Annotated in this window: 15 protein-coding genes; 5 read left to right on the forward strand and 10 right to left on the reverse strand. The window is 36.1% G+C overall.

Annotated elements, in window-relative coordinates; translation table 11 throughout:
* Positions 1–303 precede the first annotated feature (303 nt).
* From M9897_02770 to M9897_02785, 4 genes are all read left to right on the forward strand, one after another.
* A complete protein-coding gene (locus tag M9897_02770; protein ID MCO5267800.1) occupies positions 304–6,549 on the forward strand; it encodes a gliding motility-associated C-terminal domain-containing protein in 6,246 nt (2,081 codons plus the stop codon).
* An 80-nt stretch (positions 6,550–6,629) separates the two neighbouring features.
* Positions 6,630–10,103 (forward strand): gliding motility-associated C-terminal domain-containing protein, encoded by a 3,474-nt coding sequence (locus M9897_02775; protein MCO5267801.1) that lies wholly within the window; start codon positions 6,630–6,632, stop codon positions 10,101–10,103.
* 60 nt (positions 10,104–10,163) lie between these two features.
* The gene (locus M9897_02780; protein MCO5267802.1) at positions 10,164–10,700 is read left to right on the forward strand and encodes a DUF4920 domain-containing protein; all 537 of its coding nucleotides are present in this window, start codon (positions 10,164–10,166) and stop codon (positions 10,698–10,700) included.
* Positions 10,690–11,148, forward strand: a complete 459-nt coding sequence (locus M9897_02785; GenBank protein MCO5267803.1) for a hypothetical protein — start codon at positions 10,690–10,692, stop codon at positions 11,146–11,148. Before M9897_02780 ends, M9897_02785 begins: the two co-directional genes overlap by 11 nt.
* On the opposite strand, the gene M9897_02790 is transcribed toward M9897_02785, so the two are convergent.
* Both M9897_02790 and M9897_02795 read right to left on the reverse strand, forming a co-directional pair.
* A complete protein-coding gene (locus M9897_02790; GenBank protein MCO5267804.1) occupies positions 11,149–11,823 on the reverse strand; it encodes an FAD-binding oxidoreductase in 675 nt (224 codons plus the stop codon).
* 35 nt (positions 11,824–11,858) lie between these two features.
* Positions 11,859–13,184, reverse strand: coding sequence for a redoxin domain-containing protein (locus M9897_02795; protein MCO5267805.1), 1,326 nt, complete (start codon positions 13,182–13,184; stop codon positions 11,859–11,861).
* A 139-nt stretch (positions 13,185–13,323) separates the two neighbouring features.
* Here M9897_02795 and M9897_02800 point away from each other — a divergent pair, with 139 nt between their 5' ends.
* Positions 13,324–14,403 (forward strand): NADH:flavin oxidoreductase/NADH oxidase, encoded by a 1,080-nt coding sequence (locus M9897_02800; GenBank protein MCO5267806.1) that lies wholly within the window; start codon positions 13,324–13,326, stop codon positions 14,401–14,403.
* Positions 14,404–14,431: 28 nt separating this feature from the next.
* Here M9897_02800 and M9897_02805 read toward each other — a convergent pair whose 3' ends face one another.
* The 8 genes from M9897_02805 to M9897_02840 all read right to left on the reverse strand — a co-directional run bounded on the left by M9897_02805 (position 14,432) and on the right by M9897_02840 (position 25,644).
* Complete coding sequence (locus M9897_02805; protein ID MCO5267807.1) at positions 14,432–14,839, reverse strand: PaaI family thioesterase; 408 nt, start codon at positions 14,837–14,839, stop codon at positions 14,432–14,434.
* The gene (locus M9897_02810) at positions 14,836–15,324 is read right to left on the reverse strand and encodes a hypothetical protein (GenBank protein MCO5267808.1); all 489 of its coding nucleotides are present in this window, start codon (positions 15,322–15,324) and stop codon (positions 14,836–14,838) included. The genes M9897_02805 and M9897_02810 overlap by 4 nt, the downstream gene beginning before the upstream one ends.
* Positions 15,325–15,332: 8 nt before the next feature.
* A complete protein-coding gene (gene nadC, locus M9897_02815) occupies positions 15,333–16,169 on the reverse strand; it encodes a carboxylating nicotinate-nucleotide diphosphorylase (protein MCO5267809.1) in 837 nt (278 codons plus the stop codon).
* A 44-nt stretch (positions 16,170–16,213) separates the two neighbouring features.
* On the reverse strand, positions 16,214–17,032 hold the full coding sequence (locus M9897_02820) for a hypothetical protein (protein ID MCO5267810.1): 819 nt from the start codon (positions 17,030–17,032) through the stop codon (positions 16,214–16,216).
* Positions 17,033–17,098: 66 nt separating this feature from the next.
* Positions 17,099–19,639 carry a DUF5723 family protein gene (locus M9897_02825; protein ID MCO5267811.1) on the reverse strand — a complete coding sequence of 847 codons (2,541 nt, stop codon included), beginning with the start codon at positions 19,637–19,639 and terminating at the stop codon, positions 17,099–17,101.
* 75 nt (positions 19,640–19,714) lie between these two features.
* Positions 19,715–20,851: an efflux RND transporter periplasmic adaptor subunit gene (locus M9897_02830; protein MCO5267812.1), complete on the reverse strand. Its 1,137-nt coding sequence runs from the start codon at positions 20,849–20,851 to the stop codon at positions 19,715–19,717.
* Positions 20,852–20,859: 8 nt separating this feature from the next.
* On the reverse strand, positions 20,860–25,182 hold the full coding sequence (locus M9897_02835) for a CusA/CzcA family heavy metal efflux RND transporter (GenBank protein ID MCO5267813.1): 4,323 nt from the start codon (positions 25,180–25,182) through the stop codon (positions 20,860–20,862).
* A 75-nt stretch (positions 25,183–25,257) separates the two neighbouring features.
* On the reverse strand, positions 25,258–25,644 hold the full coding sequence (locus M9897_02840; GenBank protein MCO5267814.1) for a hypothetical protein: 387 nt from the start codon (positions 25,642–25,644) through the stop codon (positions 25,258–25,260).
* Between the last annotated feature and the right edge of the window lie 210 nt (positions 25,645–25,854).

The raw sequence follows: 25,854 nt of genomic DNA on the forward strand, positions 1-25,854 counted from the left end.
TAAGGCGGTCGGCTTTGCCGACCGATAGCCTTACCTCACAATTGTCACCCCGAGAACCTTGGTTGCTCGGGGTCTATCTTTTTAAATAATTCTTATTTCTTACATTCTCGCAGATTAAACACAATTCATAAATATAGTATAAATTATTGATTTTATTTATCTTTTGTAAATGTACAACGGGTTATTCTTGCTAGAATATTAAGGAGGTCTTTATAAGATCTCCTTTTTTATTTCTTATAGGAATGATATATGTTAAAAAAATGATATATTTATGACTTAAAGATATTTTAAAACAAACTACTTATGAAAAAGATAATTCTATTTGCGTGGATTCTAATAACTTATGTCATTTCTTATGGGCAATTTGTTGAAAATAGAGGACAGGTTGTTGATTTTAATCAGGATTTTCATCCAGAGGTAAAATTTTATTATGGTGGCTCAGATGCTTCTGTATATTTCCAAGATGATCGGGTTGTTTATAATTTTATTGAAAAAGAAACTATTGATTTTGTCAAGTACGATAATGACAGAGCTGGATATGAAGAAGCTTTGCGCCAACAAAAAGCTACTTATCACCGTATGGATATGGTTTTTCAAAATGCTGAGCTAAATCCAAATTTTTCTACAGGAAAACAAATGCAGGGTGTTACCCATTATTATTTGAATAAACGAAATGGTATCAGAGATGTTCGTTCCTTTGAATCATTTCGATATGAGAATATATATCCAAATATTGATGCGGTTTTTTATTATACTGCGAATGGATTAAAGTATGATTTGGTACTTCAATCGGGTGCTAATATTAATGATATTCGCTTGAAGTTTGAAGGTGCAAATGTTCAAATCAAAGATGAGAAATTAGTTATTTCTACAAGCTATAAGGATTTAACAGAAGAAATCCCCCTCTCCTTCATTAATGGTGATTCCAAGAATGCTGTTGCCGTAGATTATATCTTGAATAATGATGGAACAGTTGGTTTTAGGTTGAAAAATAAAATTACTTATTCCACATTGACCATTGACCCTGTTTTAGAATGGAGTACTTATTATAATCAGGGACCAGGAGGAAGTGGTTATATAGATTACATTTCTAATCACTTAGATGACAATGGAAATTATTTTAGTTATGGAATGGCTCCTAATGCAGCAAATGCTTATCCAGTTGTAGGACCAGGGACTGCTTATACATCTAATCTCAATGGAACAGCTGATGCATATTTAATGAAGTTTAAACCCAATAGGAGTTTGGAATGGGCAACGTATTTAGGTGGTTCTGATTACGAACAAATATATGGAGATTTTCAAATTACTTCTTCAGGGAACATCCTTCATGTTGTCGGAGAGAGAATAACTGCTGGTGCACCCTTTACCAATGGAGGAGGGTATTATGCCAATACAGCAAATCGAAACTTCTGGGCGCGATTTAATATTTCAACAGGTACTTTATTACATTTAACTAGTCTATCTAGTGGCTATCGGCCAAATATTGCTGTAAGTAAAAACAGTGGAAATGTGGCTATTATTAATGACGCTTATGATTTTAACAACCTACCAGTTATGAATCGTACTGGAGCGTATTATCAAGCTACAAGTGGTGGCTCTAGAGATATGGGATTACTAATGTTTAATTCCTCTTACAATCAAATATGGGGTACTTTCTTAGGAGGACCTGGCTCACAAGAAGGATATATGTGTACTTTTGATAACAATGACAACCTTTACTTTGCAGGTGGTTCGGATTGGCTTACAGCCTCAAATCCAACCACCGAAAAATTGCAAAACCTAGCAGGCGCCTACAATAAAACAATTGCTGAGGGAGGAACAAATGTTTCTTTTGGAAAATTTGATGCTAATGGAGCCTTAGTTTGGCATACACTGTATGGTGGTAACGTTAGTGATGGACGAGTGGGCCAGCAAGGAATACGTCCACAAATAACTATTAATCCTTATACCAATGATGTGATTCTTGCTTTTAATACAACCAGTAATAATCTACCCTTGCAAAATATGGGGGGAGGAGCTTATTATAAAGGCGTTCCTACAGATCCAGATTTTAGTGGGGGTGGTAGTTATTGGAATTATGCTGCATATATCGCCATTTTTAATACCAATGGAGTTCGAAATCATGGTACTTATTATTATACAGGAAATGGAGGTGGTGATTTGATTCAAAATATTGCTTTTGGAGGTTGTAATAAGATGTATGTTGGTAGTACAGGAATGTCAACAAGACCTCTTACAGGAGCTTCTTCAGGCTATAACTTACTACTAGGAACCTCAAGTTCAAGAAGTGGGTATATCACGATGTTAGATGCAACTAATTATGGTTTTGAATGGGATAGTTATATAAATACTAATGTATCTTACGAAGCTTTTGTTGCAGCAAATACCAACTTCGCTCCATTTTATACAACAACTAAATTATGGTACAACAATCTACCTACAGTTGATCCAGGGGGTGGAGCATATTTTGAAGGAACTTCTTCCGACCCTACATCAAGTGGTTTAGATATAGCTCAATTCCATCCTTCCTTACCGCCAACTTTAACCGATCAAACAATTTGTGCCGGACAATCGGTGAATTTAACAGCATCCAGTGGTATGGGAGCACCTTATAATTGGTACACTTCACCAGGATCTACAACTCCTGTGCATACTGGATCAACTTATAATGTTTCTCCAGGAAGTACTACTACCTATTATGTATCATCGGGAACAGGCATGTGTGCAAGTCCTAAAGCCCCAGTGACTGTTACAGTAAATCCTGGTCCCAATGCTGGAACTATGTCTGGAACTCCTAGCATGTGTGTAGGAAGTACTTCTAATTTTAGTATTACAGGAGGTGATAGTGGAGGTACTTGGGCATCATCAAATCCAACAGCCGCATCTGTGAATGGTTCAGGTGTTGTAACTGCAAATGCAACAGGTACAGCTACTATTACTTATACTGTAAATGGTACGGGAGGATGTCCAAATGCTGTGGCCCAAATTACCGTTACAGTAAACTCAATTCCTGCAGCGCCAACTGCTTCGAATCAAAGTTTTTGTGGCTCTGGAACAGTTGGTAATTTAGTACCATCTGGAACTGGTTATACGTGGCATGCGAATGCCTCTACACCTGGTATTTTATTACCTGGAACTGCCCTTACAAATGGGAATACATATTATGTACAGCAAACAGTTAATGGCTGTGCAAGCCCTAGAACTCCTGTAACAGTTACTATTACACCAATTCCATCTGCACCAATGGCTGCTAATCAAAGCTTCTGTGGTAGTGCAACAGTTGCTAATTTGACTGCTAGTGGAAGTAATATACAGTGGTATTCAAGTGCTTCAGGAGGTACTCCACTTTCTAGTGGAACAGCCCTTACAAATGGTGGAACATACTATGCCTCTCAGACGGTGAGTGGTTGTGAAAGTACTAGAACTCCTGTAACAGTTACTATTACACCAATCCCATCTGCACCAATGGCTGCTAATCAAAGCTTTTGTGGTAGCGCAACAGTTGCAAATTTAACTGCAAGCGGAAGTAATATTCAGTGGTATTCAAGTGCTTCTGGAGGCACTCCACTTTCCAGTGGAACAGCTCTTACAAATGGAGGAACATACTATGCCTCTCAGACAGTGAGTGGTTGTGAAAGTACTCGAACTTCAGTAACAGTTACTATTACACCAATTCCATCTGCACCTACAACTACTAGTCAAAGTTTCTGTGGTAGTGCAACAGTCGCTAACTTGACTGCTAGTGGAAGTAATATTCAATGGTATGCAAATGCCTCAGGCGGTTCTCCACTTTCCAGTGGAACAGCCCTTACAAACGGCGGAACGTATTATGCTACTCAAACTGTGGGCGGTTGCGAGAGCCCTCGTATCGCCATATCAGTCACTATTACACCAATTCCATCTGCACCAACTGCAACTAACCAAAGTTTCTGTGGGGGGGCTACAGTTGGGGATTTAACTGCTGGTGGAAGTAATATACAATGGTACTCTAGTGCCTCAGGCGGCTCTCCACTTTCCAATGGAACAGCTCTTACAAATGGAGGAACATATTATACATCACAAACGGTGAACGGTTGTGAAAGCACAAGACAATCTATAACAGTTACTATTAATACTCCTGCAAATGCAGGAACAATTAGTGGTTCAACTGCTGTTTGTCAAGGAGGAACTATAAATTTGAGTACAAATGGTGATACGGGTGGTAGTTGGTCTGTAAACAATGGAAACGCTACTGTAAGTAATGGAGTGGTTACTGGAGTGAATTCAGGAAGTGTAACCGTGACTTATACTGTTAATGGAAGTGGTGCTTGTCCAAATTCTACAGCGAATTATTCGATAACTGTGAACTCACTTCCAACTGTTAGCGTAACTGGTGATAATATAACTTGTAATGGTCTAAACGATGGATCAGCTTCTGTTACTGTAACAGGGAATGGTGGATATACATATACTTGGTCACCTAATGTTAGTACTGGATCTACAGCGACTGGGTTAGCACCTGGATCTTATTCTGTCACAGTTAATGATGTGAATGGATGCTCCGAAACTAAATCAATTGTGATTTCTCAACCAGCTGCTATTGTATTAAATGCTAGTGTTGTTTCGGATGCAACATGTGGAGGAAATGATGGAAGCGTTACAGTTAACGCTTCTGGAGGTACGGGAGGATTCACCTATTCTTGGAATGATCCTAATAATCAAACTTCTGCAACAGCTAGTAACTTAGGAGCTGGAACATATATTGTTACCGTAACAGATGCTTCTGGCTGTTCAAATACTGCAAGTGTTGTAATCAGTAATACTAGTGGTCCTTCTGTAACTCTTAATTTACTACAAGCATTATCTTGTAATGGAGATTCAGATGCGATTCTTGAAAGTACAGTTACTGGTGGTCAAACTCCATATACTTACTCATGGAGTAACGGAGCAAATTCGGGTACGGCTATTAATTTAGGAGCTGGAACTTATACATTGTCAGTTACCGATGCTGACGGTTGTTTAACAGCTGAATCTTATACTGTTACGGAACCAGATCAAATTGCGATGACTTTTGCAACTACAGACGCAAATTGTGGAAGTTCAGATGGTTCAGCTACTGTCACTCCTACTGGTGGAACAGGCGCTTACACCTATTCTTGGAATGACCCTAATAATCAAACTACGGCAACTGCAACTAACATGGCTGCTGGAACTTATACAGTAGAAATTACTGATGCAAATGGATGTTCACAAACGGATGATGTTACTATCGCTAATCCAAGTGCACCAACGCTGAATATCTCTACTCAACAAAATGTAAATTGTGATGCAGATGAAACAGGAAGTGTAACTGTTTCTGCAACTGGCGGAACAGGTAACTATACTTATTCTTGGATGCCTAATGTAAGTACTTCCAATAGTGCAACAGATTTAGGTGTTGGGACTTATGAGGTGACAGTAACAGATGATGCAGGTTGTTCTACACCAATTACAATTAATATTACAGCGAATAATCCAACTCCAACAGTTATAGCAAATGCTGTTACATCAGTACTTTGTGAAGGAGAAGACATCTTGCTTCAAGGAGCGGTAGCTAATGGTGGTAGTAATCCAACTTATATCTGGACTGGACCTAATGGATATACTGGAGTAGGACAAAATCAAACTATTCCTAATGCAACTGTAGATGCAGATGGCGAATATAGTTTTGTGGTTATAGGTGCGGGTGGTTGTACTTCAGATACAGCTACCGTTGATGTTACTGTATACGCTAAACCAGTTGCAATTGCTTCAGCTGATGAAACATCTGTTTGCGAGGGAGGAACACTTACTCTTATAGGTGATGGTGGAGCTGCTTATCTATGGACTGGACCAAATGGGTTTACAAGTAATGAACAGAATCCAACTATCTCAAATCTTACTTTGAATGAAGGAGGAACTTATACGCTAACTGTAATCTCTAGCGATGGATGTGAATCTGATGCAGCTACAGTTCAAATTGTTATAACTCCAGCCTCAACTTCATCTGGATATATAGAAACAACAATGTCAGTTTGTGTAGGCGAGAATGTTACTTTACAGGTTACTAATCCTGATAGTTCAATGATATATACATGGATTTTTGATGATAATAGTATTGGGCAAGGAACGAGTATGACGTTCTCTCCTATAAGTCTAGATGATAGAGGAGCTTATCTTATTTATGGAGCTGAAAATGGTAATTGTAGTGCTGTAGTGGAAATCATTAAATTAAATGTAGAGGCATGTAATGTTACAATTTCAGAAACATTCTCTCCAAATGGTGATGGAACAAATGATTATTTCTTTATAGATAATATTGAATTATATCCGAATACTGAATTATGGATTTACAGCCGTTGGGGTCTTGAAGTGTTCCATAGTGATAATTATAATAACGATTGGGATGGTACTTCTCAGAATAAATTAAATATTGGGAAAGATATTGTTCCTGAGGGCACTTATTATTATTTCTTAAAATTAGGAGGAGCTGAAGATAATCCAAATGCTGGTAAAGAATATAAAGGTTTTGTATATTTAAAAAGATAATATTAATACCTCATTTTTTAGGGAAATAAATTTGTATTTCATACGTTTGTACTTATATACTACTTATAATAAAATACACTATGGATTCATATGGATATAAATTATTGAGGAATCTACCACTCATTGTACTATTAATATTATTTTCATTTACCTATAAGAGTTACGCACAAAGCGTAACGGTAATAACAGGTCCAGGTACTGCAAATGTTGGTGATACCAAACAATATAAAATTAGTGGATTTGTTTGTCCTGACGATCCACCCGGTTCTCCAGCACCTTATTATTTAATTCAAATAAGTGGACCACCTGTTACGATTACTAAGCCTAATCCAATTGGTGCTCCCGATATCTATGAAGTTACTTTTCATGGTTGTGGAACTGTTGTTCTAGAAGGCCTTAGACCTTGTCAAAACTTTGTTCCTGGAACAAAAACTATTGTAGTCTCTGGAACTGCAACGAATGCTTCTATATCTTCGGCTCCAACCGCATTGTGCTCAGGTTCTACTTATAATTTTAGCGCTACTCCAACAGGAGGAACTTGGAGTGTATCAGGTGGTGGCTCTATAAATTCATCAGGAGTCTATACAGCTCCAACTGTTGGTACACCAACTAATGTTACAGTTACTTATGACTACCAACCTTCGGATCCCACTTATTGCGCTTCTCAAGATGTTGTAAGTTTTGTAGTAAATCCTAGTCCAGCTGCACCTACAGCATCTAGCCAAAGTTTTTGTGGTTCTACAACAGTTGGTAATTTAGTTCCTTCTGGGGGAGGAATTCAATGGTATTCAGGATCAACAGGAGGAAGTCCATTAGCTGGTGGAACTTCTATTACAAGTTCAGGTACGTATTATGTACAACAAACAGTCAATGGTTGTGATAGTCCTCGAACTCCAGTATCCATTACTATTAATCCTATACCCGTTGCACCTACAGCCTCTAACCAAAGCTTTTGTGGTAATGCAACAGTTGCAAATCTAACTGCTAGCGGAAGTAATACTCAATGGTATGCAAATGCATCAGGAGGTTCTCCTCTTTCCAACGGAACAGTACTTACAAATGGAGGTACATACTACGTTCAACAAACAGTTAATGGTTGCGATAGTCCTCGAACTCCAGTTACTGTGACTATTACACCTATCCCTCCTGCACCCACAGCTTCTAACCAAAGTTTTTGTGGTTCTGGAACGATTGGTAATCTAACACCATCTGGAGCAGGCTATACTTGGCATGCAGATGCGTCAACCCCTGGAATATTATTGCCTGGAACAGTACTTACAAATGGAAGTACATACTACGTTCAACAAACAGTCAATGGTTGTGCTAGTCCTCGAACTCCTGTAACGGTTACTATTAACCCTATCCCTGCAGCCCCTACAGCCTCCAATCAAAGTTTTTGTGGTTCAGGGACAGTTGCTAACCTAACACCGTCTGGAGTTGGTTATACTTGGCATGCAGATGCGTCAACCCCTGGAATATTATTGCCTGGAACAGTACTCATAAATGGAGGAACTTATTATGTTCAACAAACAGTTAATGGTTGTGCTAGTCCTCGAACTCCTATAACAGTTACCATTGATAGCCCGGTGAATGCAGGTGTAATTAGTGGCTTAACAGAAGTATGTGTTGGTCAATTAATTAATTTGTCATCAAACGGAGATTCAGGAGGAACATGGTCAGTTAATAACGGAAATGCCTCTGTTAATAATGGAAATGTAACAGGAATTAACGGTGGTAGTGTTGTTGTTAGTTATACAGTAAATGGGAATGGGGCTTGTCCTAATGATGTAGCCACTTATACAATCACTGTTAATACTTTACCAAATGTTACTCTCTCTAAGAATGATATCACTTGTAATGGTATGAATGATGGCTCTGCAACAGTTACAGTAACTGGTAATGGTGGATTTAGTTATGTGTGGACTCCAAATGTTAGCACTGGTTCAACTGCAACTGGATTAGCAAGCGGATCATATACTGTTTTGGTCACTGATATAAATGGTTGTTCTCATGCTGAATCAATAAATATAACAGAACCTACAGCAATTGTTTTAACTCCAACAAGTACACCGGCATCATGTGGGAATTCTGATGGAACAGCAACAGTTTCAGCTACTGGTGGAGCTGGAGGATACACATATTCATGGGATGACTCTATGAGTCAATCAACTTCAACTGCCGTAAATTTAGCAGCAGGAACATACCAAGTAACTGTAGAAGATGCAGATGGATGTACAAACACTCAAATAGTTGCAGTAGCAAATATGAATGGACCAACAGTTAGTATTTCTACTCAACAGAATGTAAATTGCTCTGATGATACAAATGGCAGTGTAACCATTCAAGCAACGGGAGGTACAGGTAATTATACCTATACATGGCTACCTAATGTAGGTACTACAAATAGTGCGAGTGATTTAGGAGTAGGAGATTACCTTGTTACCGTTATTGACGATGCTGGGTGTGAAACCCCAATTACTATCTCTATAATAGCAAATAATCCAACTCCAACAGTGAGTGCTAATGCTCTTTCCACATCTATTTGTGAAGGTCAAGATATTCAATTACAAGGAAGTGTGTCTGATGGTGGTAGTTCACCTATTTTCCAATGGACAGGACCCAATGGTTTTTCAAGTTTATCTCAAAATCCTATTATAACTAACGCTACTCCGAATGCAAGTGGTGACTATAATTTTGTGGTAACTGGTGATGGAGGATGTACTTCTTCTAGCACACAAGTTACAGTTACTGTTAACGCTAAACCTACTGCGAATGCTTCTGCAAATGAAATATCCGTATGTGAAGGGGGAACAATCATGCTACAAGGTTCAGGTGGAGTATCTTATCAATGGACAGGACCTAATGGTTTTACAAGTACGGATCAAAATCCCACAATTTCAAATGCAGCCATTTATGAAAGTGGAACTTATACATTGATTGTAATATCAGGTAATGGATGTGAATCTGATTCTGCTAGTGTTAATATTATAGTGAACCCCTCAGCTCCATCCACAAATTATATTGAAACAACGCTAACTGTTTGCGCTGGTGAAACGGTTGTTTTAAGTGTCAATAACCCTGATAGTACCCTAATTTATTCATGGGTCTTTGATGAAAACAATATTGGACAGGGTTTAAGTATGACACTCTCTCCAGTGACACTGGATGATAGAGGTGCTTATCTTATATACGTAGCAGAAAATGCTGGTTGTAATTCACTCGCAGAGGTCATTAAATTAAATGTAGAGACTTGTGACATTGTTATTCCAGAAGCTTTTTCACCAAATGGAGATGGTATCAATGATTTCTTCCATATTGATAATATTGAATTATATCCGAATACTGAATTATGGATTTACAGCCGTTGGGGACTTGAGGTATTTTATAGTGATAATTATAAAAATGACTGGGATGGTACTTCTCAGAATAAATTGAATGTAGGAAAGGATATACTACCTGAAGGTACTTATTATTATTACCTTAAATTAGGAGAAGTTAATGGAGAGTCAAATTCCGTGAAAGAATTCAAAGGGTTTGTTTATCTGAAGAGATAGTGTTTCTTTTTGGTAATATCAAATTTATTCTTGATATTCGCGCAAATTTAAACTATGAACATGAAATTGAAAATAGGAATCCTTGTAATGGCTATGATAGTATTGGTAGCTTGTAGCACAAACACAAATGAAGTAGAAACCACAGAAGAAAACGTAGCTGAACAAATAGACTTATCTCAGTACGAAAATTTTGGAGCAAGCTTTACAGCAGATGAATATTTAACTATGCAAGAAATGCAAGAGAAATATCATGCTTTAGAGGTTGGAGATTCAGTAGAGGTAACTTTCTTAAGTACTGTTAATTCCGTTTGTCAAAAGAAAGGTTGTTGGATGAAATTGGATTTGGGCGGAGAAGATGAGCTTTCATTTGTACGTTTTAAAGACTATGAGTTCTTCGTTCCGAAAGATGCAGAAGGAGCAAATGCAGTTGTGAAAGGATGGGCTCATAAAGAAGAAATTTCAGTTGAGGAATTAAGACATTACGCTAAAGATGCTGGTAAATCAGATGAAGAAATCGATGCCATCACTGAACCAAAAACAGAATATACTTTCTTAGCTGAGGGTGTTTTCTTGAAAAAGAATGAGGATGCTGAATAAACTATTCACAGCGTTATTAATTAGTTCTATCCTGTTTTCTTGCTCTTCGGATAAAGAAGTACAAGATGATCCAATTGTTGAAAAAAAGAGTGCTTTTGGTGAGGTGTATCAATATTCGGAGATGGCAGCACTTATGGAGGGAATGTATGAACGCCTGAAATTGGATAGAGAACAAGTTCTTAAAGGAGATACGCTTAAAAATTATCCCAAAGATTTTGAAAGGATTCGTACAGCTGAAATGACGGAAGATTTTGAACACAATGATTTGTTTAAACAATTTTCAGAAGTGTATTTAAATGATCTTCATAATTTATACAATCAGCCGTATAGTCAAATGGAAAGTAAGGAGCAATTTAATACTGTGGTTAATTCGTGCTTGACTTGTCACAAATCTGATGCAGGTTGTGCTGGACCTATTTCTAGAATTTCTAAATTATTGATTCATTAATTAGAAACGTTCAATCACAATTTGTTCTTCTGAAACACCTAGTTCTTCTAAATATTTTTCTATCATGTTGGTCATAGGAAGTGGACCACATAAATAGAAATATTGTGAGTTATCCGTAAGAAGTCGTTCAATTAATTCTTTGGAAATAAAACCAAATTCATAGCCATCTCTTTTTTCTTCGGAAAGTATGCCAATATATTGCTTACCTAAAATAGATTGAAGAGTATCTTCCTCGATAATATCAGCTTGTGTACGATTGGCATAAATTAAATGATTATTTCCAATTTTCCCTTGTTTCTGTATAGAGCGTAGCATGGATATGAATGGCGTAATTCCTGCGCCACCAGCAATAAATACTCCTTCACCTTGATAGGTTACAGTTCCACAAATACTATGAAAGAGAAACTCATCACCTACTTGTAATTGGGTGATTTGATTTAGAAAACCCATTCCATTTTGCTCCTGATAGATCTTTATATTAAATTCAAAGTGATCATCTTCTGGAGTGGATGTAATTGCATAGGTGCGTATTTCATGTTCCCACCCAGTTTTGTGTATGGAGATATTAGCAGCCTGACCTGCTAGAAAATCTATTCCTATTGGTTTTTCTGTTAATATGTTTATGACATCACGTGTAGTATATCTAATAGATAATACTTTAATGACCTGACTCATCTTAGTTTTTTAAATTTTGTACAAAGATGCAAAAATTATCGTTTCAGGTTTAATTCATTTACCTTTTCGAGTAATTCTTCTAATCCTTTTGGCTTATATATGATGTGTTTATCCGAGTCAAGAATAAAAAAGGCAGGAGTTGCTCGCACATCATAATCTTCGGTAAACTTAGCGCGCACGCCAAACATAGCCATTACATGAGTGAAGTTTGGCATCTTTTCAATTTCTTTAAAATATGTGGTGCTATCAGATTCGAATCCTATGGCTATAGTTCTAAAATTAGTTTCGGGGATCTGTTTCATATTCCAATATAGTTCAGGCATCTGCTGTAAACAATGTGAACATTTTGAGTTCCAGAAAGCTAAAATATAATAGTTCGACCCTTTTATGTCGTATAACGTTTTTGTTTGTGGAGAGATACTGTCACCTAAGAAAAAATTAGGAGCTTTAGCCCCAATTGCTAGACGAACATACTTTCTCAACTTTGCAAGTTGATGTAAATCATTTTCTTCTTCTGCCAATGGAATAATTTTATTAGCAAGATATATAGCAGATTTTATCTCTTCCCGTCTAACTAATTCATCCCATAATTCAGACAGTATTTTCTTCTGAAATGTGTGCGTACAATTATTCATGGCAAGCATAATTTGGTCAATAGCATCAATGCCATCCATTTCTTTTGAGTTAATTGCAAAATTATTGTAGAAGTCTTTTGATAATTCAATGGGTAGGTAAGATGCTTGAAAAAAAGAATTGCTAAAATCAAATTGAGAAAAAAAGTGATCTGCTCTGTATTTTTGAAATTCAGATTTAGTGGTAAAATGTGCTGGCAACTTCTGATACAATGATTTTATAAAGAGAGATGCAAAAGTATTTTCTGCTTCTTTTTCGAAAGACTCCTGCATTTGATTGTATTGCTGAATTAAATTATCGATTTGTTTTTTTTCTATTTTGTCTTGAGCAAGATAATAGTCGAATCCATTATAAACAGCGCTCCGTTTCTTTAAATAATCAGCCAAAAGTTTATTTTCTTTATCCTCAAATTGTACTCCCTTGTCTTTGTCAAAGGTGAATGAGATGTCATCTTTTCCATTATATATGATATAAAAGAAGTTTTCATCCATCGGAGTACCATAAATCAATTTATAAACGCCTTTTTCTTTAGTTTTATCTAATTCTGTAATATATACCCCATCGGAATCTCCTTGACTAGAAACATTATATACAATGGCATCTGGTTTTATTTGATACAATAAATTAAAATGAAAACTTTCTTTAGGTGTAAATTTTCCTGTGATAGCATGTTGCGCAAATGCGATATTATACAGTGAGAATAAGATAATAAATAAAAATCTATACATGTTACTTAAATAAATACACTCATTTTGTTGAGCAGGATATAAACAAAAATAATAAGAAATAGTTCTATGTGAAATTGCTTAACAAAATTTAGACCTTTTCATGTAAAAATGAATAGATTTGTATAATACATAAATTGGTATGTCACATTTATTCTCGCCTTATACAATCAAGTCAATTACATTTAAAAATCGAATCGTCACTTCTCCTATGTGTATGTTTTCTGCTGTGGATGGATACACCAATGATTGGCATTTCGTACATTACGGCACAAGAGCTATTGGAGGTTCCGGAACAGTTATTGTCGAAGCAACAGCTGTTACTGCACAAGGTAGAATTGCTAGTGGAGATTTGGGGATATATAAGGAGGAGCATGTTCCAGGGCTAAAACGTATTGCAAATTTTATAAGTGAGAATGGGGCAGTGCCAGGAATTCAATTAGCACATGCAGGAAGAAAGGGGAGCACTTGGATATCAGGAAGAGATAGAGGAGTGCTTTCCAAACAAAAAGATGGATGGGATGTAATTTCTCCTTCTGCTATAAAGTTTGATTCAGATATGCCATTGCCTATTGAAATGACTCTGTCTGATATACAAGAAGTCCAAGAGGCATTTGCGATAGGGGCAAAGCGTGCATTAGAAGCTGGCTTTCAGTTGATAGAAATACACAGTGCTCACGGATATCTCTTGAACCAATTCTTGTCTCCCATTAGTAATCAAAGAGAGGATGAATATGGTGGAAGTATAGAAAATCGTGCACGCATGTTATTGGAGACCGTTCAAGAGGTGAAGCAGGTATGGCCATCTGATTTACCCATATCAGTGCGTATCTCTGCTACAGACTGGGTAGATGAAGGTTGGGGTATCGATGATTCTATATGGTTGACTCACAGATTAGCTGAAGTTGGAGTAGATATTATAGATGTTTCGACGGGAGGAACCTTACCTCATGTGAAGATCCCTGTTGGCCCTGGGTATCAACTTCCTTTTGCAAGTCAGATTAAACGTTCAAATGGAAATAAATTAGCTGTTGCGACAGTTGGAATGATTACAACAGCAGAGCAAGCTGAGTCTATTCTGGTTAATGGTGATGCAGATTTCATTGTTATGGCTAGAGAGTTATTAAGGAATCCATATTTTCCATTAGAAGCAGCTCAAAAACTTCGAGAAAATATTGATTATCCGAAACAGTATGAACAGGCTTATCCCAAGAAAAAATAGAAAGGATTATTATCCTAACTCATTTAGATTACGACCATTCACGATCGGAGATATGAACAGTCCCTTTAAATAAAGCAACGAGTTTTTCCTCTTGGTTATGAATCACTACCTCATAAATTCCAATCGTTTTTCCACGGTGTAATTCTGTACATGTAGAGATTAATGTATCTCCAATTTTTACTGGACGTGTATGGGAAATGGATGTTTCTATACTTACGCACTGTTTTCCGTAAGAGTTTGACGCAAATGCTAATGCAGAATCAGATAAGCTATAGGTGATTCCTCCATGTGCAATGAGAAAACCGTTGACCATTTCAGGAGAGACAGTCATTTTTAATTTGCAATAACCTAGGCGGATTTCAAGAACTTCCAGTTGCATCCATTGTGAGAAGGCATCCTTTTCTAACATTCTTTGAATAATCGCCTCGGGTGTCATGCTTCTGCTTTTATAATAGCTTTATTGATTAATCCGATCATTGCTACGCTCATTACAAAAACCTGGGTAGCCATTTCATCTGAGAATAGCTGTCCCTCTTCATCTGTAGCTTGTATCTCTTGGGCTATAAATGAAAGTAATACGGGTTGATTACAAATAGCGGCAATGAGATCTTCATCATCGGTTTCCATAAATTCATCAAGTGCAGGTATATATTCTTCTTGAAAAGTATCAATCATTGCTTCGTCGATAGTGTTTAATTTAACACCTTGTAAAGAACAAGTTTCTAGAAATAAGTTAAAGTAATAAACTAAGTATTCTCCAAGTTCTTCATTTTCAGACTCAATCACTGAAGCAAAAATGTAACCCATTAACGCTTCTTGTGATAATGTGTGTTTTTCAGAAACCTGCATAGCTTCTTCTTCACTAATAGTATTAAGTTTGTTGATAGCTTCGAGAAGGTATTTTTCTTGTATTTGTATCATATAGAGAGTTATAAATAAACAGCTTTTAGACTAAGATCTAGAGATTTCACCGAATGGGTAAGTGCGCCTGAGGAAATAAAATTAATTCCTGTTTCTGCGTATGCCCGGATATTTTCTTTGGTAATTCCACCAGATGCTTCTGTTTCGATGTGAGATGGAATAGAATGAATTACTTTCTTAATTTGTTCAGGAGTGAAATTGTCAAGCATAATTCTGTCAACTTCAGGCAGTGCTAATACTTGTTTTAATTCATTTTCATCCCTAACTTCAATTTCAATTTTAATAGCTAGCTTACGATCTTTTCTGTATTGATTTGCTCTCCGAATAGCATTTTCAATACCACCCGCATAATCAATGTGATTATCCTTGAGCATAATCATGTCGTAAAGACCCATACGATGATTGTGTCCTCCGCCTATCCGTACAGCCCATTTTTCTAATGCACGTATTCCTGGGGTTGTTTTACGGGTATCTAATAATTTAGCGTTGGTTCCTTGGATAAGTTGTACGATTTCGTGTGTTAGAGTAGCAATACCACTCATGCGTTGCATGAAATTGAGGATTAATCTTTCTGTCGCGAGAATAGAACGAGAAGCACCTTCTACTTCAAAGGCGATATCTCCAAATTTTACATATTCACCGTCTTTCTTATAGATATTAACTTTTAGTTCAGGATCGTAGTAGTGAAATAGTTGTTGAGCGAATTCTACTCCAGCCAATATCCCATTATCCTTTACTAATAACTTAGCTTTTCCTTGTGCTTCTTCTGGAACGCAAGATAAAGAAGAATGATCTCCATCTCCTAAGTCCTCTTTAAATGCTAATTCTATTATTTCATCAATCATGTGTCAAAGGTACTTAGATTTATGAATCACTGTGAAAGATAAATTTATTTTTTCCATGAAATGTCTGTCAAAACTCTAAATTCAGGTTGGTCATTTCCTCCGATTACTTTAAATGAAATATTAACAGGTCTAAATTTATATTTGTCTAGATTCTTTAATAAATCTTCAATAAAAGGGGTTTTTTGTTCTACCATTACTGCAGTAGTATATCGATTCATGGTTTCGGGTTTGTTTTCCCCTAATAATAGAAACAATTGGTCTCCTTTTACAATACTTATAAAATGAGTCTGGAATCTTCCAGTTCCAGAAAGAATTTGTTCAACCTTTTCAAGTGAGTGACTTTCAGTAGGTATTTTCTTCCAAATTGAATCTTGAATAGACTCATAGTAACTGGAACTTCTTTCTTGAGTTAATACTGATTCACCATTTTCAAAGACAGTTCGCTTCTCAATATATTGGGTATTGTATTCATCTACCCAGATATCTTTTTTTTCCAGAAAAGCAATTATCTTGTTATTCTCTAAATAATAGATTCTAGTTCCTTCTGGCTGACCTTCCCCATCTCTAAAATATTCATTAATTTTTATAGGATTTCCATTTTCATCAAGAAAAGCTTCTATTTGCGTAAATTCTGAACCATACTCGGGAGTTTGTCTTTCCCAGCTTAGAGATTCAATACGAGTCATAGAAGTTGCTCTTTCATCTAGATAGGCCATTTTTTTGGCATTCTCATAGTGAATAAAAGGATCCATTAATTCCGTAGTATCTTTTGGATTTTCTTTTACTTCTGTAATGGTTTTAACTTGTTGTTCGCATCCACTTGCAACTATAAAAACTAAAAATATATATATGATATTTTTCATCATCGTGATTTTATATAAAAAAATGCCCATGCACTAACATGGGCATTAAAAGTAATAATTCTTCTTTTATTTAAAAATAATTGTCATTTCCACACGTCTGTTTCTTTGTCTGCCTTCAGGCGTGTCATTTGAATCAATTGGTTGTGTATCTCCAAAGTAAAGCACATTAAATCTCTTCATGTCAATTCCTTGAGCTGATAAGAAATCACGTACAGCTTCGGCACGTTTCTTAGAAAGTACCATGTTGCTTTGTGAGTTACCTACATTATCTGTGTGACCAGAAATTTGAAGATTCCATTCTTCTTTCTTTTTCAGCACTTCTGCTAGATCAAGTAATGAAGGGAATGATGAAGGCCTAATAATAGCCTTACCTGTTTCAAATTCAAGATTATCAAATGCAGTTTGTAACACTTCCTCTACTTCTTTTTCGATAATTGGACATCCATCATTTTCTTTTGGTCCAGGAGTCTCAGGACACTTATCATCTTTATCAGGAACACCATCTCCATCGGTATCAGTATAAGGGCAACCATCATTTTCCTTTGGTCCAGGTATATTCGGACATTTATCGTCTTTATCTAATACACCGTCACCATCTGTATCTTTCCAAGGACAACCATTGTTTTCTTTTGGTCCTGGTTCGTGTGGACACTCATCTAAGAAATCAAGTATGCCATCTCCATCTGTATCTGGACAGCCATCGTATTCTTTTGGTCCAGGAACATCAGGACAAGCATCTTCATAGTCAGGGATACCATCTCCATCTGTATCTGGACAGCCATTAAATTCCGCTAAACCAGCTTCTTCAGGACATTTATCATCTTTATCAGGAATGCCATCTCCGTCTGTATCTGGGCAACCGTTGAATTGTGGTAAACCAGCCACATCTGGACAATCGTCATTCTTATCCGGAATACCATCCCCATCTGTATCGGGACAACCATTGAATTCTTTTAATCCTGGAGTCATTGGACAATCATCTTCAGAATCAGGAATGCCATCCCCATCTGTATCTGGGCATCCCAAAAAGTCCCATACACCTGGCACATCTGGACATACGTCTTTCTTATCCGAAACATTATCTCCATCTCTGTCACTAGGATGTCCATAAGGAATTGGTACACGTAAACCAGCATAAATACCAGCTCCGTTAACTTTTCCAAATGGTATTAACGTCCTAAAATCAGGAACTCCAATAGTTAATGGACCTAATCTCAGACCTAAACCAAACATGAATTTGCTATATGGGCCGTATGAAATAGGGATTCCTATACCGAACCATCTAAAATCATAAGAAGGAGTGATAGAGAAACGGGTTGCATTTCTAACATTGTGTGGATTTTTCTTATTATTCACATTGATAAACGCTGTTGCATTTACATAGAAATCATTCCAAATATGATAATCTACTTGAAAACTTAATGTAGTTGGAGTATGCATATAATAGGTCTGTGCAGTGTCTTCACTTGCTTTCCATTGTGGATCATTTGCTATTAAACTGTCTATAACTTCTCCAAATTTTTTAAGATCATTTGTGCCATCAAATATTTTTAAATCTACATTTTTTGCATCTACTGTAAAATCTCGACTCTTATCTGCCTTGGTAAATCTCATTCCACCTAAATCTAATAAAGAAACTCCTACACGTAACTCATAGGCATTGCGATCCCTTCTCCATAGATTTATTTTTCCATCCATATCATACTTATAATCTTTCCATTTTGGGCGCCATTCATAGACAACTCCTAAATCTCCTCCTACACCAATTTTAGAAGTCATTTTAAAGAAATTATTAAGAGAGAAACCGTCGTCGTCATCCCCTCCGACAAACTTGGTAAAGTTATCAGAATAGCCAAAACTTGCTCTTCCTTTGATATCGGCAGCTAACTTTTTATCGTGTAAATTAAAAGATAAATCCCCTGCATTGATGTAAGAAGAGAAGATTCCTTGATTAAACTTTAATCGCCCTCCTATTTTTAAGAAATGCTCATCCTTATCCATTACAACCTGTGCATAGTTGATACCATATTCCATCCAAGCCAAAGCATTCTGGGAAAGTAAAGAGCCATTGATATCTGTATGCCAAAGTTGTTCATAATCTAACTCTTCTTCAGCTAATTTGAGTACTTTAGGGTGCACATTATCGATGTTATTGATAACTCGAAGCTTAGAAGAAAAACCTAAAGCAATTTTTCGATTAATATGGAACATAAAGTTCAATATATCTAATTGGAAGTTTACATAAGCACCTGCTGGTTTTGCAAGTGGACTATTATAATCTTGATAATTATGAAAATATTTCTCATATAGATTTTTGTCATCCATCCATTTAGTATCCTTTCTCAAGGAATATGGCCAATTTCTTTTTGGAAGGGCTGAAGGGTCAAAATACTTTGCATTTTGAAATGCTTCAAAACTGAAGCTAAATAGATTAACATCTACAATAAATCGACTATCAACAATAGACGCAGGTTGTAGGTCAGCTCCCATGATACCAGCATAGTTGCTATTAATTACCCCTAAATAGTTTTGTGCATTAACTTTTTTTGTTGTTATAAAAAGTAGACTATTTATTCCTAGTAGATATAGTAATATTTTTCTTCTCATAAGAATGTAAAATGTAGTTCAGTCGTAAAAATAGATTTTTTTTTCGAAAAACATTCATATTTATTGGAAAATAGCCTAATGGTCGTGCCCTCCTTCTCCTTTCTTTAATTCCATAAGTAGGGTGTAGGCTCCTTCTAAAACAATCTCTTTTCCTTTTAATTTATCTATATTCTTAATGCTTGTTCTACCATTTCCTATAAGACCTGTTTGTACCTCAATCATTTCAAATGTATGCGCATCTATCTTCTCAAAAACATAATTTTTTCCTTCATAGGATAGAATGGATTTATCAGGTAACACATACGAAGAGTCTCCAATAATTTCAATATTTGCATTCATGTACATTCCTGGAATTAGGTTGTCGTCATATTCATTAAATTTAGCTAGTACTTCAATTGCTCTATCTCTAGAAATATTTTTTCCTACCATAATAATCTGTGCATCATATTTCATGTCGGGGTTACTATTTGTAAAAGCGATAACATTTTCTCCTATTTTTACTTTGTCCCAATCTTTTTCAAAAACAGTTAAACTCAATTGAATATCGTTCGGATTTACTAATTCAAAAATGACGTCAGAAGGAGATACATATTTCCCCACATTCACAAAAATTTCTGTTACATATCCATCAAAAGGCGCATAAATATTACTAGTTCTTTGCAAAGATTCAGCAGAAACAGTAACTGGATTAATAGAGATAGATATGAGCTTTTGTTCTAATCCCTTAACTTGAACCAGGAGTGCAGTATAATTTGCTTTTGCTTGCTGAAAATCTTTATCACTACTTGCTTTACTCTCATTTAATGCCTTTTGACGGTTATATTCAGAAGTGGTTCGTTCTAGTTCAGCTTTGCTTGCTAAATAATCTTCTTGTAACTGTATAAATTGATTATCTTCTATTACAGCTAAGATTTCACCTTTCTTGAATCTTTTTCCAGGCAAGACATGAATCTCTTTGATATATGCTCCATAAGGACTACTCACTGAAACTAAACTTTGAGGTGGTATTTCTACTTTCCCATTCAATTTTAAAGTTTGTGTTACTGTTTGTTGATCTAATTCTGTATAACTAATTTGAATGGTTTCTATCTGTTTTTCAGTTAATACAAGTCTATTTGTATATTCTGAATCATTGGTGTGATCAGATTCTTGATTTGATTTACAGCTTATTAAAAGGAATGAGCATATAAAGAAAATGATGTAATTTTTCATATTTAATTTTATTTTGCTAATAAATAATTGAGTTCAATAATAGTTTGATTAAGTTGGGTTGCTGCCTCAAAATAGTTATTTTGAATTTCAATAGCTTGGTTATTGAGTAACACCCATTCCATAAAACTGATTTCACCACTATCTAATTGCAGTTTGGATAATTCCAAGATTTGTTGTGCTTTTGGCAATTGTAATGATTGATAGCGTTCTATAATTGCACGTTGCGTGTTCAAACGTTCCATTTGAGTTTGTAATTCACTGTTCAGTGTAGCTTTTTTGAGCTCGATTTCATTCTCATATAAAGCTATTTTTTGTTTTGCACCACGCACTTGTGCGCGTTGATTGCTAGTGAAGATAGGAATACCGACTCCAATCTCAATAGAATTATAGCGCTGATTATTTAAATCTCTAAAACTCTGGTTGTAATAACCCAAAGAAAGCTCTGGCCAAAGTTTAGATTTTTCTAATTTCACTTGTGTTTTTATCATTTCTATTTCTTGTTGTGACACCAAAATAGAAGGGTGATTTTCTAAGCTGCTTGTTTTGTCAATAAGCCCGAGTGGTGCAATAATAGAATCGGAAAGAGGTTCGTATCTTATTTGTGAATTTAGCACAAGCTGGAGCTGAATTTTAGTTAATTCTATTTCGCTTTCTAATAAATTTAGCTGATTTCTTACGTTTTCTCGTTGTATTTCTGCGCTGGTTTTTTCTAGAAGATTACTTGCTCCTTTTTCATACTTTAAATTACTTTTTGCAAGAAATTCAGCGTAAATGGTATCAACCTTTATGAGATTTTCTTCTTGATATCTCAATACAATCACATGGTAAAACAATTGACTTATTAATTTATGGGTCTCCAGTTTGTTGAGATTGCTTGAAAGTACAGCAGTCTCCCATTCTTGAGCATATAATTTCTTTTGTTGTCCATAAAAAGTTGGGAAGTTAAATGCCTGAGAAATACCAAGTTTATTATCTATGCTGGGACTGTTAATTTGACCAATTTCAGCAGTTATTTGAGTTTGAGGCATGCTCAAGAAAGCCTTTTTCTGCTTAGCATAATACTCTGCGAGTAATTCACTGCTTTTAATGGAAAGATTATTCTTCTCTGCCATTTTCTGGGCTTGTTCTAGTGTAATAGTTTGTCCAAAAGAATGCATTGTAACAGTCAAACTAACTAAGACAAGAATTATGGGAACTGGTGTTTTCATCTTTTTAAAATTGATTTTCTCAAATTGAATAAAAAGGATTGGTAGAACAATTAGGGTTAAGAATGTAGCTAATAGTAAACCGCCAATTACTACAGTGGCAAGAGGGCGTTGTACTTCAGCACCATTTCCATTACTTAAAGCCATAGGTAAAAACCCAAGAGAAGCTACAAAAGCAGTCATGAGTACAGGGCGTAAACGCGTCTTAGCTCCTTGTAAGGCGATTTTGATTAAATCTGTTTCTCCGTGTTTTTTGAGTCTGTTGAACTCAGAAATCAATACAATTCCATTTAAAACGGCTACACCAAATAGAGCAATGAAGCCAATACCTGCACTAATACTAAAGGGCATGCCACGAAGAGTAAGCAGTATAACTCCACCAATTGTTGATAAAGGAATGGCGGTATAAATTAATAAGCTTTCTTTGATGGAACGAAAGGCAAAAAACAACAATATAAATATGAGCGCTAAGGAGATTGGAACTGCAATCAGAAGTCTTGATTTTGCTTGATTAAGATTCTCAAAAGCACCTCCATAGGTAGTATAATATCCAGTAGGTAATTTGATTTCGGCTTTTACTTTTTGTTGTAATTCTTGAACAATACTTTGTACGTCTCTTCCGCGCACATTGAATCCAACGATAATACGTCTTTTTGCATCTTCACGCTGTATCTGAGCTGGGCCAGAAACGACATCTATATCTGCTACCTGATATAGTGGAATGCGAGATCCGTCTGGAGTTGAAATGAGTAAATTTCGAATGTCTTCAACATTTGTTCGTTGCTTTTCATCCATTCTGAGTACTAGCTCAAAGCGTTTTTCTCCTTCATAGACGAAGCCAGCGGGTTGGCCAGCAAAGGCAGTATTTACGATTGTGTTTACATCCTGAATATTCAGATTGTATTGTGCCATGCTTGACCGGTTGTATTTTACGACAATTTGAGGAAGCCCTGTTACTGGTTCTACGTAGATATCTTCTGCACCATGAACCGTACTGGCAATAGCTCCTAATCGTGTCGCATAGGCAGCTAAGCTATCAATGTTTTCACCGAATATTTTACATACAACATCTTGTCTTGCTCCTGTCATTAATTCATTAAAACGCATTTGAACAGGATACATAAAACCAATGCTTAAGCCAGGAACAGTCTCGAGTTCTTTACTCATTTTTTGAATTAATTCTTGTGTTGTCTCGGCAGAAGTCCAGTCTGTTTTATTTTTTAGAATCACAATCATGTCACTAGCTTCCATAGGCATAGGGTCTGTGGGCACTTCACTATTACCTATTTTGGTTACCACCTTTTCTACTTCGGGAAATTTCTCTAATAAAATCTTAGAAGCTTTCTGCGTGTATTCAATGCTGGTTTTAAGATTACTACCTGGCAGAACACGTGCCTCTATCGCAAAGTCTCCTTCATCTAAAGATGGGATAAATTCCCCTCCCAAACGAGAGAATAAAAAGAGCGCGAAAATAAAAAATACAATTACAGTAGTAATGATAGTTTTCGGATAGTTGATCACCTTCTTTAGCACACGTTGATGAATGTTTTCCAATTTTTTCATGATTTTATCAGAAAAAGTATCCTTGTGCTTGATTCTTTTACTGAGAATAAGCGAACTCATCATAGGAATGTATGTTAACGATAGAATAAAAGCTCCTATTAAAGCAAAGGTCACTGTTTGAGCCATAGGTTTAAACATCTTCCCTTCGATACCCTGCAATGTGAAAATAGGGATATATACAATGAGAATAATGATTTGTCCAAAAACTGCACTGTTAATCATTTGAGAAGCGGAAGTGCTTACTTGCTGATTCATCTCAGCTTGGGTGATTTTATCTTTAATTTGATATTTCCTGTCTAAATGGAGATGATGTAAAACAGCCTCTACTATGATGACAGCACCATCGACAATCAACCCGAAGTCTAAAGCTCCTAAACTCATTAGGTTACCGCTTACACCAAAAATATTCATCATAATAATGGCAAAAAGCATAGATAGAGGGATCACAGAAGCCACAAGAAAACCAGCACGGAAATTTCCTAGGAAAAGCACTAAGATAAAGATGACAATTAGAGCCCCTTCGGATAGATTAACTACAATTGTATGAATAGCGTGATTTACCATCTTAGTGCGATCGAGAAAAGGTTCAATAACCACGCCTTCAGGAAGAGATTCTTGAATCTGCGCTATTCTTTCTTTTACCTTCTTAATTACCTCATTAGAGTTTTGCCCTTTTAGCATCATGACAATAGCCCCGGCAACTTCTCCTTCATCGTTATAAGTTAAAGCGCCGTATTGTGTTGCATGTCCAATTTGTACAGTAGCAACATCTTTGATTAAAATAGGAATGCCTTCTGAAGTAGATTTAACAGGGATGTTTTCTATATCTTCTTTTCCACTAATTAACCCTTCACTTCGTATGAAAAGAACAGTTGACCCTTTTTCGATATAAGTTCCACCTGTGTTTTGGTTATTTTTTTCAAGGGCATCGTAGATTTCATTAACAGATAAATCAAAAGACTGGAGTTTATTGGGATTAATAGCAACTTCAAATTGTTTGAGATAGCCACCAAAACTGCTGACTTCTGCCACTCCTTTTACACCCAGGAGTTGGCGGCGAACAATCCAATCTTGAATCGTTCTCAATTCCGTTAGACTGTACTTATCTTCATATCCTTTTTTGGGTCTAACAACATATTGGTAAATTTCACCCAATCCCGTAGTGATAGGTCCCATTTCTGGTTTGCCTACTCCTTCAGGGATTTCATTGGAGATAGTTTGAAGACGTTCTGAAATTTGTTGTCTTGCCCAATACACATCTGTATGTTCTTCAAATACTATGGTGACTACAGATAATCCAAATCGAGAAAAACTACGAATTTCTTTGATGTCTTTAATGTTACTTGTTTCTTGTTCAATTGGAAATGTAATAAGACGCTCAATATCAGTAGCACCTAAATCTGGAGCAAGTGTTATTACCTGCACTTGATTATTTGTGATATCGGGAACGGCATCAATGGGAAGTTTTGTTACCTCAAAAATCCCGTAAATGATAAGAGCCAATGTAAAAAGCCCGATAATAAGTTTATTCCGAATGGAAAAGTCAATAAATCTATTTAACATATATAAAAAGTTAATCAATAATTAATTATCACCTGAGGGTGAAAGAATAAGCGTGAATGAAAGCTTATAATATGATTAACTTAAACGGGGTGGCTGCCAAATTTTAGTTAGAAAGCTATTGGAGTATTGACTAGGGATATACAAGATATTTCCGTATTCATTATCTATGAACTCATTTTTTTCTATTCCATTAAATAATATAGGGATATCAATGGCTGATTGTGCAAAGTTATGTTGAATAGATTTAAATGGTAATTTATCATGTTCATGACTCGTGTTTTCTTTGTTATGATGAGAGTCAGAATAGTGCATGGCTATGAAATCAATGATGGATTCACCTCCTTCCTCCTCCAAGTGTTCTACATAATGATGTATCAACATGGGGAATTTAGCTAATTCTCTTAGATCTGTATTTCCTGTGAGAAATACGAAAAGAAATGATATGGCTAAAAATTGCTTCACAAATACAAAAATAATGAAAAAACAATTATTATATCACCAAATTTCACATTTACTAATTGAACTTACTATGAACTTACTATGAATTTAGTCTCTAAATCATTGAATATCTTACCATATAACCGCAAAAGGCACTAAGATTTTTGACACAAAGTGCTCAGAGCCTTGCAACTTTCGCGTTAACTTCGTGACCTTTGCGGTTAATCTTTAAAC

The organism is Brumimicrobium sp. (assembly GCA_023957385.1).
Taxonomy (GTDB): Bacteria; Bacteroidota; Bacteroidia; order Flavobacteriales_D; family Crocinitomicaceae; genus Brumimicrobium.